This window comes from Streptomyces sp. NPDC008086, assembly GCF_042957325.1.
Taxonomy (GTDB): Bacteria; Actinomycetota; Actinomycetes; order Streptomycetales; family Streptomycetaceae; genus Streptomyces.
On record NZ_JBIBIA010000001.1, the window covers coordinates 356843 to 372057 of the forward strand.

The following is a 15215-nucleotide window of genomic DNA, read 5'->3' on the forward strand; positions in this document are numbered from 1 at the left end:
ACCGGGCGACGAGGACGAGGGCACCGGGCAGGGCGGCCACGAAGCTGAGGACGCCGTACACGACGGCGACGGCGAGCCCGGTGTCGGCGCCGAGGCCCGCTGCTCCGAACGCCCAGGCGGTGACGCCCTCCCGGGGGCCGAAGCCGCCGATGTTCAGAGGCAGTCCCATGGCGAGCAGGGCCAGGACGGCGAGCGGCAGCAGGGCGGCCACGGAGGCGGCGGAGCCGGCGATCCGGGCGGCGAGCACGAACATCGCGAGGTGGCCGGCGAGGACGACGACCGAGGAGACGGCGACGCCGGGGCCGTTGCGCCGGGACAGCAGGGCCTCGCGTGCCTCACCGAGGGTCGCGCCCAGTGCCGTCGGCTTCGTGCGGTCGCGGCGGGACGGCGCACGGTTCATGCGGACGGCGGCCACGACGGCCAGCGCGCCCACGGCGGCGAACAGGACCAGGGGGGTGAGGTCGCGGGCCTCGTCCAGTACCGGGGACGGCATGGTCAGCAGCACGATGGCGCCGACGACCGCGAGGGCGAGCTGACCGGCCGTCCGCTCCAGGACTACCGTACGGACACCGCGCCCCAGGTCACCGGCGCTCTGCCCGTGGCGCACCGCCCGGTGCACATCGCCGAGGACGCCGCCCGGGAGGGCCGCGTTGAGGAACAGGGAGCGGTAGTAGTCGGCGACGGCCGCGCCGAGGGGCAGCCGGATCTTGAGGCCCCGGGCCACCAACTGCCAGCGCCAGGCGCTGAACACGGTGGTGACGGCTCCGATCCCGAGGGCGACGACCAGCGCCGTCGCATCGATCCGCCGCAGCCCGTCGAGGAAGACGCCGGTGCCGAGCCGCCAGAACAGCACGACGAGGATGGCGACGCCGACGGCCGTGCCCAGGTGGGTGCGGACGGCCGGGGTGTTGAGGCGGGACAGCAGGGCGCGAAGGGGACGGGGGCGCGGGCCCGGTGCGTCGGGGGCGGCGGCTTCCGGGCGGGGCTCGGTGACGACGACGCCTATGCGGGAGGGGGAGACGGCCAGGGCTGCGGGGGCCGGGGCCGGTGCGGGGGACAGGGCAGGCGCGAGGGCCGGGGCGGGGGTCGCCGTACTAGCCGCCGTGCGCCGTGTGACGCGCAGCCTTGCCACCGTCTCCACGCTCATGACGCTCCGCCCGTCGGCCGGCACAGTGCGAGCAGGTCGCTGTGGTGGACCACGACGTGCAGTTCGCCGGCCGCGCAGGCGGCGAGGCGTTCGGACAGGTAGCGGTCGGCACGCTCACGGAGTTCGGGGCGTTCCTCGACCGCCGCACCGACCCAGCCGCGCAGCCACTGGGCGGTGAGCGCCGACTCCGCGGGGCCGAGCCGCCAGGGGCTCGGGTGCACCTGCACGGTCGCGCCGTGCTCGGCGAACGCCTCGGCCGCCGCGGTGATCGCGTCCGGTCCGAGCATGCCCGAGCGGCGCTGGTGGGCGTTGAACGCCTCGGTGATCTCCTGGTCCAGCGGGTCGGACGGGGTGAGTTCGACGCGCCCGGCGACGGAGAGCGTGAGCAGCGCCGGGCAACCCGCGCCCGCACACGCGGCGGCGAGGGTGTCGACCTCCTCGCGGGTGAGGACGTCGAGCAGCGCGGAGGCGGTCACCAGTGAGGCGCCCTTGAGGGCGTCCGGGGTGAGGCGCCCGATGTCGCCGCGGCGGGTCTCGACGGTGACACGGCTGCCGTCGGCGCCGGACCGCGGGGAGGCCACGGCGGCGAAGTGCAGCAGGTAGGGGTCGCGGTCGTGCAGGATCCAGTGCTGGGCGCCGTCCAGATGGGGCGCGAGCCAGCGGCCCATGGAGCCGGTGCCGCAGCCCACGTCGTGGATGACCAGTCCGGCGCGTCCAGGCAGGTTGGCGAGCCGGATCCGCAGCGGGTCGAGCAGGTCGTGGGCCCGCGCGACGGCATCGGCGCCTTCGCGCAGCTCCAGCCACTCGGGGGCGTAGCGGGGCGGGTCGTCCGGCCCGGCGTCCCGGAGGCGTACGGTGGCCCGCTCCCCCGGGCGGACGGTGGGCCCGGCCCCGAGGATGACCTCGTCCGTGTCGGGTCCCGGCGGTCCGGACACGCCGCTCATGTCGCCCTCCGCGCCCGCCGAGGCCTTCGCGCCCTCCGCCGAAACGATCCCGCGCTGCGGCTCGGGCGATTGCGCCGCGTCCGTCGCATCCCTCGGTCCCGGCTGGGCCGGGATGGTCCCCCCGGCCGGTGTCGTCGCCGTCTTCCTCATGCCGCCCTCCGGGGTTCGTTCGGCAGTCGGCCCAGTACCGCGGCCAGGCTGCGGGCCGTGCCGGCCCAGCCGTTCAGGGCGGCCCGGCGTCCCCGGGCCGCCGCCTTCAGTCGGCGTCGTACGTCCGCCTCGCCGAACCAGCCGCGCAGTTCGACGGCGATGGCGGCGGGGTTCTCCGGCGGGACGAGGATGCCGGGGACGCCTCCGTCAGGGGCCCGGCCGACCGCCTCCGGCACTCCCCCGACGTCCGTCGCCAGTACGGGAATGCCGCGCGCCAGCGCCTCCGTCACCGCCATGCCGTAGGTCTCGGCGTAGGAGGTGAGCACCATGAGGTCGGCGGAGTTGTAGCTGGCGTCGAGTTCGGCGCCGGCCTGCGGGCCCGCCAGGATCAGCCGGTCCGCCAGGCCGTGCCGCGCGATCAGCGACCGCAGTCCGGCCACGTACTCGGGGTCCTGGTTCAGTCCGCCCACGCACACGCAGCTCCACGGCAGGTCGGTCACCGTCGCCAGCGCCTCCACCAGCCGGTGCTGTCCCTTGCGCGGGGTCACGGCGGCGACGCACAGCAGGCGCGACACGCCGTCGGTGCCGGACGCGAGGGGCGCGATGTCGGCGCCGGGGGCGGCGGCGTGGACCCGTTCGGGGGCGAGGCCGTGGTGGGAGACGAGGCGGCGGACCGCCCAGTCGCTGGTGGCGATCACCGCGGGCACGGCCCGCAGCACGGTGCGTTCCCGGGCGTCCAGCTCCGCGGCAACCGTCGGGTCGAGTCCCGTCTCGTCGCCGAGCGGGAGGTGGACGAGGACCGCCAGCCGCAGCCGCTCGGCCTCCGGGACGACGATCTCGGGCACGCCGCAGGCGACGAGTCCGTCCAACAGGACGACGGTGCCGTCCGGGAACTCCCGCAGCGTGCGGGCGAGTTCCGCACGGGCGGCGGCGTCGGGGCGGGGCCAGCCGCCGTCGACCGCGTGCTTGTGCACCTGCCAGCCGAAGCCGGGCAGATCCAGACTCACGCGCCGGTCATAGGCGTTGCCCCCGCTCGGCACGGTCGGGTCGTCGACGCCGCCCGGCATCACGAAGTGCACGGAGCGCAGGGACATGGGGATGATCTCGGCGTTCTTCAGGACGGAGTGCTGGACGGGGACATAGCCGAGCTTGGTCATCTCGGTGGTCCCGGCCTTCTCGGCCGCGCCCACCGCCCCCGCCGTTCCCGTCTTCTCCGGGCCGGGCTGGTGCGGGGCCCTCTTCTCCAGGGTCACGTCGGTCACAGCGCACGCTCGTAACTCGCCCACGCGACGTGCGACTCGTGCAGTGTGACGGTGAGGCCCGCGAGGCCCTTGGCGCCCTCGCCCAGCGCGCCCTTCTCGATCCGCTCGGCGAGCCGGTCGGCGATGACCTTCGCCAGGAACTCCGTGGAGGTGTTGACACCGGCGAAGTCGGGCTCGTTGTCGAGGTTGCGGTAGTTCAGCTCACCGACGACGGCGCCGAGTTCCCGGGTGGCCAGTCCGATGTCGACGACGATGTTGTCGTCGTCCAGCTGCTCGCGCCGGAACGTGGCGTCCACCAGGAACGTCGCTCCATGCAGTCGCTGCGCGGGACCGAAGACGTCGCCGCGAAAGCTGTGGGCGATCATGATGTGATCGCGGACGGTGATGCTGAACAACGGACGACCCTCCAGGTGCGGTACGCCTAGTCCCCGGCTCATCGCTGCCGAGGATGCCGTGTAGTACGGCTAGTCGCTTCCCCGTGTTCAGCGGTCTCTCACTCTTTTCTCAGGTCAGGCGCTCTTGTCGTCCCCAATTGAACGAGTCCGTCAGGGCGTGTCCGCGTACCTGACGCGGTGGCAGAGCGCCGGGATCTCCCCGGAGGCGAGCTTCGGCATCACGCCGGGCAGCTCCTCGAAGGCGCTCTCCCCGGTGACGAGCGCGTCCAGGGCGGGGTCGGCGAGCAGGTCGAGGGCCAGGGCGAGCCGGTCGGCGTAGGTGCGGCTGCCGCTGCGGGCCGGGGAGACGGTGCCCACCTGGCTGCTGCGGATGTTCAGGCGCCGGGAGTGGAAGGCCTCGCCGAGGGGCAGGCCCACGCGTCGGTCGCCGTACCAGCTGAGTTCGATGACCGTGCCCTCGGCCCTGAGCAGTTCGAGGGACCTTGCGAGTCCCTGCTCGGTGGCGCTGGCGTGGACGACCAGGTCGCACTCGCCGAGCGCCTCCTCGGGCGAGGCGAACGCGACGCCGAGGGCCTTGGCTACGTCGGCCCTGCCGGGATCGGCGTCGACCAACTGGAGTCGTACGCCCGGGAAGCGGGTCAGCAACGCGGCCACCGAGCAGCCGATCATACCGCCGCCGACCACGGCGATCCGGTCGCCGACCAGGGGCGCGGCGTCCCAGAGGGCGTTGACGGCGGTCTCGACGGTGCCGGCGAGGACGGCCCGTTCGGCGGGCACGGTGTCCGGTACGACGGTGACGGCGTCGGCGGGGACCACGTAGCGGGTCTGGTGCGGGTGGAGGCAGAAGACGGTACGGCCGAGGAGTCCGGTGGGGCCGTCCTCGACCACTCCGACGCTCAGGTACCCGTACTTCACCGGGGCGGGGAACTCGCCCTCCTGGAAGGGTGCGCGCATGGCCGCGTGCTGGCTCTCGGGGACGCTGCCGCGGAACACGAGCGTCTCCGTGCCCCTGCTGACTCCGGAGTACAGCGACCGCACCAGGACGTCGTCCTCACCCCGTTCCGGCAGGGTGACCTCCCGGATCTCTCCTTCACCCGGAGAGCTGAGCCAGAACGCACGTGCGGTGCGGTTCATCGGAATCCTCCTGAACGATCGGGAAGCTGTTCACGTACCGAGGTGTGCACAGGTCGCGCACAGTACGCGGCCTTGATCGACTCTGTCATCTGGCCGGAGGAATGTGCGGTGGCCCTGAACAACACGTACGAGGCAAGGCTGGTCCAGCAGGAGACCGCTGTGGGAGCGGGCGTGCAGATCCTGTTGCTGGCCCTGCTCGGTTCGGCGATCGGCATGGGGCCGGCGGGCTGGTTGACCGGCCTCGTCTTCGCCATCGCCACGTGGGCGATGCTCTCGCTGGCGCTGCACCGGTCCAGGCTCCGCTCCTTCGGGCCGGCGAACCGGGTCACCCTTGGTCGCGCGACGCTGGTGGGCGGTGTGACCGCGCTGGTCGCGGACTCCTTCCAGAGCTCGCCGCCGGTGACGCTGTTCGTCGGCCTCACGGCGGTGGCCCTGATCCTCGACGGCGTGGACGGCAAGGTGGCTCGTCGCACGGGCACGTCCACGGCGTTGGGCGCGCGCTTCGACATGGAGGTCGACGCGTTCCTGATCCTGGTGCTGAGCGTGTACGTCTCCATGTCCCTGGGCCCCTGGGTCCTCCTCATCGGCGCCATGCGCTACGCCTTCGTCGCCGCCGCCCGCGTCTGGCCCTGGCTGAATGCCCCGCTGCCGCCGAGCACTGCCCGCAAGACGGTCGCCGCGATGCAGGGCGTGTTCCTGCTCCTCGCCGCGTCCGGCTTCTTCCCGTACGCAGCGACGTTCGCGGTCACCGCGACGGCTCTGGCCGCGCTGGTGTGGTCGTTCGGCCGGGACGTCCTGTGGCTGTACCGCACGTCGCGTACGCAGCGGGCGGCGCGCGTGACGAAGGTTCGTGAGCTGGTGGCCTCCGGCGGTTGAGCCGGGATGCCTGCGGCGGCCCGTTGCTGTGCGGTGGGGGTGTGCGTAGCGCGGTGCGTCCGGTGGGTGGGTCGGGGCCGCGCCGGGGGGTGTCCGTCCTCGGTCCGGTGGCGGGCCTTGCGCGAGAGGTGCCGTTTCTTGACACCGGACTCTGCGGGCGGACACCCCCCGACACGTCCCCTTGCCGCCGTGGGCGACTGCGGCCTGGTGGGGGTACGCCTCCCCAGGCACTTCCAGCCCGTCCGGCGTTTGAGGACGAGGCCCTTCGGGCCGATGGGGGTGCAGGGGGCGGAGCCCCCTGGCGGGGTCGAAGGGGCGGAGCCCCTTCAGGGATGGGACGGGTAGGGGCGGCGGGGGCGAGGAAAGGCTGGGAGGACGCGTCGGCGGGTGTGCCACAGGTCGGTGCGGCCTATCGGCGGGGTAGCAACCCGATCGCCGCAACCGGTACGGCCGCCAGCACCAGCCAGGGGACAGCCGCCGGGAGGCCGGGGTCGAGCAGGGTGCCGGTCGCCGAGCTGCCGATGAGGACGATGAGGCCGGAGACGGAGGACAACGCGCCGGTGTAGAGCCCGAGTCGGCCGACCTCCGCGAGGTCGGGGACCCACGCCCGGGCCACCGGGGCGACGAGCATCTGGCCGAGGGTGAGAAGGACGACGAAGCCGGCCGCGGGCAACAGCCCTGCCGTGCCCGTCCAGCCGGCAGGCCGAGCGGCGGCCACGAGCGCGAAGCCCGCCGCGATCAGCAGCAGCCCGGCCACCATGGACCGGCGCAGGGTGAGCCGCTCCCCCACCCACCGGGTGACGGGCAACTGGGCGGTGACGACCAGCAGCGAGGACAGGGCGAACAGCCAGGCCAGGGCCGTCTGGGAGCCCGTGGCGCGCTCGACCTCGTCGGGGAGGGCGAGGTAGAGCTGGTTGTAGGCGAGGAGGTAGGCGCCGTACGCGCAGCACAGGGCGAGGAAGCGGCGGTTGCGCAGCAGCTTCCCCATGCCGCCGCGGAACTTGACGCCACCCCGCCCGGGTATGTGCTGCGGCAGTAGCCAGGCGTGCCCGGCGAGGACGAGGACGAAGATGCCGGCGCCGGCGAGGCAGACCGTACGGAAGTCCACCGACAGGAGCAGGGCACCGAGCAGCGGTCCGACGAACGCGCCCGCCTGTCCGGCCACGGTGAGCAGGGCGAGGACACGGGTGCGTGAACCGGCCCCCGACTCCTCCCAGAGCACCGCCTGCCGGGCCACCTCGGACTCCACCGCCGGTGAGAACAGCGCGGCGGCGAACCCGATCAGCAGCACCGCACCTATGACCGTCCAGGTCTCGCGTGCGTACCCGAGCCAGGCGAACCCCACGATCCGCAGGACGCAGCCCGTGAGGACGACCGGCCGTATGCCGTACCGGTCTGCCAGCGCCCCGCCCACCACGAACAGGCCTTGCTGGCTGAAGGTCCGCAGACCCAGCACGAGACCGACCATCCAGCCCGCCATGCCGACGGCCTGTCCGAGGTGTTCGGAGAGGAAGGGCAGGACGGCGAAGAAGCCGATGTTGAAGGCGAGTTGGGTGAGGATGAGGAGGCGGAGGAGAGGGGAGAGCCGAGGCTGGTCCGGTGCTTTGCGGCGCAGACCGCGGGACAGGAGCGGGGCCATCAGAGCTTCACCAACTCCATGGGCGACGACTGCCTTTCGGGCGTCGGCGGGGCGGGCTCGGTGTCATCGCGTCGTCGTCGCGCGCCGCTGCGCAACCCGCCCGCGGTCGTCACCGCCAGCGCGCCCAGCAGGGCGAGTACGGCCGCGGGGGCGAGGACCGCCCACGGGGCGCGCTCGGCGTAGGGCTGGTTCTCGGCGAGGAGAAGGCCCCATTCGGGGGAGGGTGGCTGGGCGCCGAGGCCGAGGAAGGCGAGGGAGGCGAGGGCGAGGGCGATGCCGGGGAGGCGGAGCAGGGCGTGGCGGGTGACGGGTGGGACCACGGCGGGGAGGAGTTCGTGGCGCAGGAGGTACCAGGGGCCGGCGCCCAGGGCTCGGGTGGCCGTGAGGTGGAGGGCGGCGCGTTCCTGTCTCAGCAGTGCGGAGGTGTGGGCGGCGAGCGGTGCCCAGGCGACGGCGGCCACGGCGAGGGCGGGGGTGGCGGTTCCGCTGCCGACGACCGCGGTGACCAGCAGGGCGACGAGGACCGGCGGCAGCGCGGTGACGGTGTCGACGAGCGGTCCGGACAGGCGGGGCAGCAGGCCGAGTGCCAGGCCGGTGAGCAGGGTGGCGGCGGTGATCGCGAGGGCGAGCAGCAGGGTGTCGAGAGCGCCGTGGGCGACGCGGGCGAGGACGTCCCTGCCGAGGGCGTCGGTGCCGAACGGGTGGGAGGAGGTGGGGGCGGCCAGGCGTTCGGTGGTGTCGAGGGCCAGCGGGTCGCGGGGCAGGCCGCAGGCGATGACGGTGAGGAGCAGGCCGGCGTGGACGAACGGGAGGATCGTGCGGGCGGGCGGTGTCGGGCGGTGCAGGGAAGGCAGCGCGCCGTCGCGCAGAGCCGGGCCGATCAGCAGGCGGGTGAGGACGTGGGCCGCCGCCGCGGCGGTCGCGGCCAGCAGGACGAGGGCGAGGGTGCCGGCCTGGAGGACGGGCAGGTCCTGGGCGAGGGCGGCCTGGAGGGTGGTGCGGCCGATGCCGGGGATGTCGAAGATCTGCTCGACGGTGACCGATCCGCCGGTCAGACCTACGACGAACAGGCCGGTGTTGGGGAGGAGTCCTGGCAGACAGCGGCGCAGGGCCTGGCGGGCGACCGTGCCGCCGGGCAGCCCGCGTGCGGTGGCGGCCCGGGCCCAGGGCTCGGCGAAGGCGCCGGGCAGCAGGTCGTCGAGGAGCCGGCCGAGCACGGCGCCGGCGGGCAGGCCGAGGGCCAGTGCGGGGAGGATCGTCCACTGGGGGCCGTACCAGCCGAGGGCCGGAAGCCAGCCGAGTTGGACCCCCACGACGGTGGCGAGTACGGACGCGGTGAGGAACTCGGGGAGGGCGGCGAGGACCGCGGAGCCGCTGCCTCCCGCGCGCCGTCCGTCGAGTCGGCGGTGGGCGCCCAGCCACAGGGTGCGGGCGCAGATCAGCGCGGCGGTGACGGCGGCGACCGCGAGGGCCACCGCCATCAGCAGCAGGGAGACACCGAGGGCCTGGAGGACGGCGGGTGTGACCTCGTTACCGGAGATCCAGGACCGGCCGGTGTCCCCGTGCCACAGTCCGCCCAGCCAGTCACCGAGGAGGTGGAACGGGCCTTGGTCCAGGCCGAGCTGGGCGCGGATGTCCGCGAGTACCTCGGGCGTGGGGTCGCGGTCCGCCGAGCGGGCCTTGAGCACGGTGAGCGCCGGGTCGGTGTGCGTGAGCCAGGGCAGGACGCCGATGGCGCACACCAGGGTGGCCGCGATCCCCGTACGCCACAGGAGCGTGACTGCCTGGTGCCGCACGGGTCAGCGCCGGGTGCCGATGCCGACGAGGGTGCGCTCGTACGGGTCGAGGAGCGCGCCGCGTACGGAGCTGCCGACGCCGGTGATGATGCGCTGGTGGACGAGCGGTACGACGGCGTCGGTGCCGAGGATCTCGGCCTCGGCCGCCATCGCCGCGTCCTGCCGCTCGGCGGTGTCGGCGATGTCCGCGGCCTCGGCCACGGCCCGGTCGACGTCCTTGTCGCAGAGCAGGGCCAGGTTGTAGCCGCCGTCGCAGGTGTAGTCGCTGGCGAGGACGCCGACGGGGTCGCCGGTGTCGACCAGGCTGTTGCGGGCGCCGATGAACGCGTCGAACCTGCCGTCCAGCGCGTCGCTCTCCAGCCTCGAGTACTCGCGCACCTCCAGCGTGACCTCGAATCCCGCCTTCTCCAGCTGCTGCTTCAGCACCTGGGCGACCTCGGGCAGTTCGGGCCGGTTGTCGTACGTGGCGATCGTGATGCGCGTCCCGTCGGGCCTGCCCGCCTTCGCGCGTCCGGCCGGCTCGGTCCGCTTGCCGGCGGCCCAGGTGACGGCGGGCCCGTAGATGCCGGCGCCGGGGTCGGCGTAGCCCTCGTAGACGCCCTTGGCGAGCGCGGAGGTGTCGACGGCCTCGCGGGCGGCGGCCCGCAGCGCGGCGTCCTTGAAGACGCCCTTCTCGGTATTGAGGAGCAGGCTGGTGGTGCGGGTCGTCGCGGTCGCCTTGCGGGTGGCCTTGTCGAGGGTGGCGGCCTGGGCGACGGGGATCGCCTCGGCGAGGTCGACCTGGTCGGTGCGCAGGGCGCTTGCGCGTGCGGTGCCGTCGGCGACGAACTTGACGTCGATGCCGGGGGCCTGGGCGCGGCCGCCCCAGTAGTCGTCGTAGCGGTCGAGGGTGACGGCCGTGGCGCCGAGGACCTTGGTGAGCTCGAAGGGTCCGGTGGCGGTGCCGACCGGGTCGACCTTGTCCTTCGTGCCGTACGCCTTGCCGGAGAGGATGGCGAGGGAGGGGCTGGACAGACGCAGCGGGAGGACGGGGTCGGGGGTCTTCGTGGTGATCCGTACGCCGGTGCTGCCGTCGGCCTTCGCCGTGAACGTGACTCCGGCGAGGGCGGCGGGGGCCGGCTTGGCCTCGGCGGCATGGGTGAGCGCGGTGGCGACGGCGGCCGGGGTGACGGTGGAGCCGTCCTGGAAGGTGGCCTCACGCAGGGTGAAGAGCCAGGTGCGGTCGTTCTCCTGGCGCCAGGAGGCGGCGAGGGCGGGGGCCGCGGCACCGTTGGCGTCCAGCGCGGTCAGTCCCTCGGTGACGCCGAGGCGGCTGAGGATGGTGGAGTCGGCGCCGTACGGGGAGAGGTTCTCGGCGGGCGGGAAGGCGAGGGCGACGCGCAGGCGGGAGCCGCCGTCGGCGCTGCCGGCGGAGTCGGCTCCGCCTCCGGAGGCGAAGCAGCCGGCGAGGACCGGGGCCAGTACGAGGGCGAGGAGCGGTCGGAGTCGGCGGGGCACGGGCTATCGCTCCATCGGTATCTCGAAGTGGACGATGCCGAAGGCGCCGTCGGCATCCACGCGCTCGTCCAGCACGACCTTGCCGCGCGAGCGCCAGAAGGCCTCGGCGCCGGGCACCTCGGGGTCGGTGTGCAGATAGACGGCCCGGTAGCCGCCGTCCGCCGCGGCGAAGGCGAGCAGCTCGTCGACCAGCCGCCCGGCGAGGCCGCGCCTGCGGTGCTCGGGGCGGACGTAGACGCGGCGCAGCTGCGCGGTCTCCCCGCAGGGGTAGCGCTCGGCGAGGTCGCGGGGGTTCGGCGGGTGGGCCGGGCCGCGGGAGTCGAGGGCGGCGGTGGCGACGACACCGTGGTCGCGCGGGTCGAGGGCGACGAGGAGGGTGTGGCGGGGTGAGGCGAGGTAGGCGGCGGCCGGGTCGATGATGTCCGCGTGCCAGCGCGGCACATAGCCGGTGCCGAAGTCGTGGTAGACGGTGTCGAGCATCAGGGCTCGCGCACCGTCGAGGTCGTCCGGGCTCGCCGCCCTGATGCTGTAGTCGTGCACTTGCACATCATATGCATCAAGGGCGAAAGGCCTTTCCGCCCACCCCGCCCTCCCGCACAACACCCTTACGCCTCAGGCGATTTGACAGTGCTCGAAGATCAACGCCAACCTTGCCACATGACATCCATTTTCAAAAAGGATACCCTGGCGACGAAGGCGGGGTCCCGCTGATGCGTATCGCGTTCGTCGGCAAGGGCGGCAGCGGCAAGACCACCCTCTCGGCACTCTTCTCCCGCCATCTGGCCGGCTCCGGCGCGCCCGTGCTGGCCATCGACGGCGACATCAACCAGCACCTCGCCGAAGCACTGGGCCATGACGGCGACGCCCTGGACGCTCCGCCGCTCGGCGCCCACCTGCGGGACATCAAGGAGTACCTGCGCGGCACGAACCCGCGTATCCCCTCCGCCGACGCCATGATCAAGACCACCCCGCCAGGCCGCGGCTCCCGTCTGCTGACCCTGCTCGGCGACGACGAACTGCACGCGCGGCACGTCCGGCGCGTGGGCGGCGTACCGCTCATGGTCACCGGCGAGTTCGACGAGAGCGACCTCGGGGTGGCCTGCTACCACTCCAAGCTCGGCGGGGTCGAGCTCTACCTCGGCCACCTGGTCGACGGCCCCGGCGAGTACGTCGTGGTCGACATGACGGCCGGCGCGGACGCCTTCGCCTCGGGCCTGTTCACCCGCTTCGACATGACGTTCCTCGTGGCGGAGCCCACTCGCAAGGGCGTCTCGGTCTACCGCCAGTACCGCGATCACGCCCGCGAGTTCGGCATCCGCATCGCGGTCATCGGCAACAAGGTGACCGGCGAGGACGACCTGCTCTTCCTCAAGGAGGAGGTGGGCGACGACCTCCTCACCCACCTGGTCCACTCCTCCTGGGTCCGCGCGGCCGAACAGGGCCGGGAGCAGGGCGAGTTGGAGCACCAGAACCTGCACGCTCTCAACGTCCTGCGCGAGACGGTCGACGCGCTGTCGAAGGACTGGGCCACGACGCACGGCCACGCCGTCGAGTTCCATCTGCGCAACGCCCGCGCGTGGGCGGACGACAGGACGGGCGGTGACCTGGCCGCCCAGATCGACCCGGACTTCGTGCCGGGCCCGCCGGGCCTGGCCTGACGACGACCACACCCCCACCGGACTGAACAGGAAGCCACGCCATGTCTCTCGACGTCTCCCCGAAGCTCCTCGCCGAAGCCGAACACGGTGACATCCGTGAGGAGGACTTCGTGGCCACCGTGCGCACCTCGCTGCCGTACGCCTACGACCTGATCGCCTCCCTCGCCACAGAACTCCGCGAGGGCAAGGCCGACTTCACGGACAACCAGACCCCTCCCCCGTCCGAGCAGGAACGCGGCCAGCTCCTGCGCGCCCTCGCCAGCGACGCGATCCGCGGCAGCCTGGAGCGGCACTTCGGCGTGACGCTCGCCTTCCAGAACTGCCACCGGGTGGCGGCGTTCCGGCCGGAGGCACGGGACGGGGAGACGTACGCGCGGTTCACGTCGGTGCGGTCGCAGGTGCTGAACCAGTCGCCGGAGTTCCGGGACTGCTGAGCGTCAGGCAGCGCGCTCGGCCCGTGCCCCGTGCGCCCGGATGACCTCCGCGTACCGGCGCCCGGACCCCTTGATGGTGCGGGCCAGCGTCCGGTAGTCGACGTGGACGAGGCCGAAGCGCTTCTCATAGCCGTACGCCCACTCGAAGTTGTCCAGCAGCGACCACGCGAAGTACCCGGCCAGCGGGGCACCCTTGCGGGCGGCGGAGGCGCAGGCCGCGAGGTGCTGGACCAGGTACTCCTGGCGCTCGGGGTCGTCGACCGTTCCGTCGGGGCGTACGACGTCCGGGTAGGCGGAGCCGTTCTCGGTGACGTAGAGGCGACGGGCGCCGTAGTCGTGGGTGAGGCGGAGCAGGAGCGTCTCGATGCCGGTCGCGTCGATCTCCCAGTCCATGCCGGTGCGCGGGACGCCGGCGCGGCGGAGCTGGCGGGCGCGCGGGGCCGGTCCTGTGGGGTCGTCGGTGACGGTCGCCGGGAAATAGTAGTTGAGGCCGAGCCAGTCCAGGGGTGCGGCGATGGTGGTCAAGTCGCCTGCCCGTTCCGGGAGTTCGACGCCGTACACCTCTCGCATGTCCGTCGGGAAGCCACGGCCGTGGATCGGGTCGAGCCACCAGCGGTTGGTGTGGCCGTCCATGCGGCGGGCCGCCGCCTCGTCCTCGGGGCGGTCGGTGGCGGCGTGGACGGTGGAGAGGTTGTTGACGATGCCGACCTCGGCCCCGGGTGCGGCGGAGCGGATCGCCTGGGTGGCCAGGCCGTGGCCGAGGAGGAGATGGTAGGAGGCGCGGACGGCGGCCGTCAGGTCGGTGAGGCCGGGGGCCATCTTGCCTTCCAGGTGGCCGATCCACGCCGAGCACAGGGGCTCGTTCAGGGTGGCCCAGTGGGTGACGCGGTCGCCGAGGCGTTCGGCGACGACGGCCGCGTACGCGGCGAAGTGCTCGGCGGTCTCCCGCTCGGGCCAGCCGCCGCGGTCCTGGAGCGCCTGCGGCAGGTCCCAGTGGTAGAGGGTGACGGACGGGGTGATGCCGGCCGCCAGCAGTCCGTCGACCAACTCGTCGTAGAACGCCAGGCCCTTCTCGTTGACCCGGCCGTCCCCGCCGGGCACGACGCGCGGCCATGCGATCGACAACCGGTAGGCGTTCGTGCCCAGTTGGCGCATCAGCCCGATGTCCTCGCGCCAGCGGTGGTAGTGGTCGCAGGCGACGTCACCGTGGTCGTCGCCCGCGATTCTGCCGGGTGTGTGCGCGAAGGTGTCCCAGATCGACGGGGAACGGCCGTCCTCCGCCACGGCTCCCTCGATCTGGTACGCCGATGTGGCGGTGCCCCACAGGAAGTCGTGCGGGAGTGCGGCGAGGTCGATGCGATCGGACACGGAGATCCCTTCGGAACGGGGGTGTTGAACCGTATGCGGGGTGGGTGTTGGTCCGTCGGGGACGGCTGGTCACTTGACGGCACCCGCCGTCAGGCCCGCGACCAGATAGCGCTGGAGCAGGAGGAAACCGGCGACCACCGGCACGCTGACGACCAGCGAGGCGGCCATGATCTGGTTCCAGTACACGTCGTTGAGCGTGGAGTAGCCCTGGAGGCCGACGGCGAGGGTGCGGGTGGTGTCGTTGGTCATGACGGAGGCGAACAGCACTTCTCCCCAGGCCGTCATGAAGGCGTAGACGGCGACGGCGACGATGCCGGGGATCGCCGCCGGCACGACCACGCGGAAGAGGGCCCCGAGGGGTCCGCAGCCGTCCACCAGCGCCGCCTCGTCCAGATCGCGCGGCACCGAGTCGAAGTACCCGATCAGCATCCAGATCGAGAAGGGGAGGGAGAAGGTGAGATACGTCAGGATCAGGCCGCCTCGCGAGCCGAACAGGGCGATGCCGGTGGCGTTGCCGATGTTGACGTAGAGGAGGAAGAGCGGGAGGAGGAAGAGGATGCCCGGGAACATCTGCGTGGACAGCACGGTGACCGTGAAGACCCGCTTGCCGCGGAAGTCGTAGCGGCTGACGGCGTACGCCGCGAAGACCGCGATCACCACCGAGCAGACCGTCGCCGCACCCGCCACGACCAGCGAGTTCACGAAGTACTTCGCGAGCGGCACCGTCGACCAGATGTCGATGTACGGGCGGATGGTCAGCTCGCTGGGCAGCCAGCGGAACTTCCCCGTGACGTCCGCGAGCGGCTTCAGGGAGCTGGAGACCATGACGTAGACGGGGACCAGGACGAAGCCGGTGAGCAGGGTCAGGAAGATCCGCCGGGACCAGAGGAAGGACCGGGGTGGTGCCATCGGGGA

At 72.8% G+C, this 15215-nt stretch carries 13 protein-coding genes and 1 pseudogene; 3 read left to right on the plus strand and 11 right to left on the minus strand.

Going from position 1 to position 15215, the window contains the following annotated elements; genetic code table 11:
• Positions 1 to 82: 82 nt before the first annotated feature.
• From ACFZBP_RS01570 to ACFZBP_RS01590, 5 genes and pseudogenes are all read right to left on the minus strand, one after another.
• A pseudogene (locus ACFZBP_RS01570) lies at positions 83 to 1147 on the minus strand (lysylphosphatidylglycerol synthase transmembrane domain-containing protein); the annotation flags it as partial.
• A complete protein-coding gene (locus tag ACFZBP_RS01575; RefSeq protein WP_391409275.1) occupies positions 1144 to 2241 on the minus strand; it encodes a trans-aconitate methyltransferase in 1098 nt (365 codons plus the stop codon). The gene ACFZBP_RS01575 and the pseudogene ACFZBP_RS01570, both read right to left, overlap by 4 nt.
• The gene (locus ACFZBP_RS01580) at positions 2238 to 3503 is read right to left on the minus strand and encodes a glycosyltransferase (protein ID WP_391409276.1); all 1266 of its coding nucleotides are present in this window, start codon (positions 3501 to 3503) and stop codon (positions 2238 to 2240) included. The genes ACFZBP_RS01575 and ACFZBP_RS01580 overlap by 4 nt, the downstream gene beginning before the upstream one ends.
• Complete coding sequence (locus tag ACFZBP_RS01585) at positions 3500 to 3898, minus strand: 6-carboxytetrahydropterin synthase (RefSeq protein ID WP_234768421.1); 399 nt, start codon at positions 3896 to 3898, stop codon at positions 3500 to 3502. Before ACFZBP_RS01585 ends, ACFZBP_RS01580 begins: the two co-directional genes overlap by 4 nt.
• Before the next feature lie 150 nt (positions 3899 to 4048).
• Positions 4049 to 5032: a zinc-binding alcohol dehydrogenase gene (locus ACFZBP_RS01590; RefSeq protein ID WP_391409277.1), complete on the minus strand. Its 984-nt coding sequence runs from the start codon at positions 5030 to 5032 to the stop codon at positions 4049 to 4051.
• Between the two features lie 108 nt (positions 5033 to 5140).
• On the opposite strand from ACFZBP_RS01590, the gene ACFZBP_RS01595 reads away from it, so the two are divergent.
• Positions 5141 to 5908, plus strand: a complete 768-nt coding sequence (locus tag ACFZBP_RS01595; protein ID WP_391409278.1) for a CDP-alcohol phosphatidyltransferase family protein — start codon at positions 5141 to 5143, stop codon at positions 5906 to 5908.
• Positions 5909 to 6317: 409 nt separating this feature from the next.
• On the opposite strand, the gene ACFZBP_RS01600 is transcribed toward ACFZBP_RS01595, so the two are convergent.
• From ACFZBP_RS01600 to ACFZBP_RS01615, 4 genes are read right to left on the minus strand one after another with little or no spacing between them, the layout of a single operon-like run.
• Complete coding sequence (locus ACFZBP_RS01600; RefSeq protein ID WP_391409279.1) at positions 6318 to 7547, minus strand: MFS transporter; 1230 nt, start codon at positions 7545 to 7547, stop codon at positions 6318 to 6320.
• Positions 7547 to 9343 carry an ABC transporter permease subunit gene (locus tag ACFZBP_RS01605; protein WP_391409280.1) on the minus strand — a complete coding sequence of 599 codons (1797 nt, stop codon included), beginning with the start codon at positions 9341 to 9343 and terminating at the stop codon, positions 7547 to 7549. Before ACFZBP_RS01605 ends, ACFZBP_RS01600 begins: the two co-directional genes overlap by 1 nt.
• 3 nt (positions 9344 to 9346) lie before the next feature.
• Positions 9347 to 10840: an ABC transporter substrate-binding protein gene (locus ACFZBP_RS01610; RefSeq protein WP_383453178.1), complete on the minus strand. Its 1494-nt coding sequence runs from the start codon at positions 10838 to 10840 to the stop codon at positions 9347 to 9349.
• Positions 10841 to 10843: 3 nt separating this feature from the next.
• On the minus strand, positions 10844 to 11380 hold the full coding sequence (locus ACFZBP_RS01615; protein WP_391409281.1) for a GNAT family N-acetyltransferase: 537 nt from the start codon (positions 11378 to 11380) through the stop codon (positions 10844 to 10846).
• A 170-nt stretch (positions 11381 to 11550) separates the two neighbouring features.
• Between ACFZBP_RS01615 and ACFZBP_RS01620 the strand changes: the two genes are divergently transcribed.
• Together ACFZBP_RS01620 and ACFZBP_RS01625 are read left to right on the plus strand one after the other, a co-directional pair.
• Positions 11551 to 12498 carry an ATP-binding protein gene (locus ACFZBP_RS01620; protein WP_391409282.1) on the plus strand — a complete coding sequence of 316 codons (948 nt, stop codon included), beginning with the start codon at positions 11551 to 11553 and terminating at the stop codon, positions 12496 to 12498.
• Positions 12499 to 12539: 41 nt separating this feature from the next.
• Positions 12540 to 12932, plus strand: coding sequence for an SCO5389 family protein (locus tag ACFZBP_RS01625; protein ID WP_391409283.1), 393 nt, complete (start codon positions 12540 to 12542; stop codon positions 12930 to 12932).
• Between the two features lie 3 nt (positions 12933 to 12935).
• Here ACFZBP_RS01625 and ACFZBP_RS01630 read toward each other — a convergent pair whose 3' ends face one another.
• Together ACFZBP_RS01630 and ACFZBP_RS01635 are read right to left on the minus strand one after the other, a co-directional pair.
• Positions 12936 to 14300, minus strand: a complete 1365-nt coding sequence (locus ACFZBP_RS01630) for a GH1 family beta-glucosidase (RefSeq protein WP_391409284.1) — start codon at positions 14298 to 14300, stop codon at positions 12936 to 12938.
• A gap of 69 nt (positions 14301 to 14369) precedes the next feature.
• On the minus strand, positions 14370 to 15209 hold the full coding sequence (locus ACFZBP_RS01635; RefSeq protein ID WP_391409285.1) for an ABC transporter permease subunit: 840 nt from the start codon (positions 15207 to 15209) through the stop codon (positions 14370 to 14372).
• Positions 15210 to 15215 lie beyond the last annotated feature (6 nt).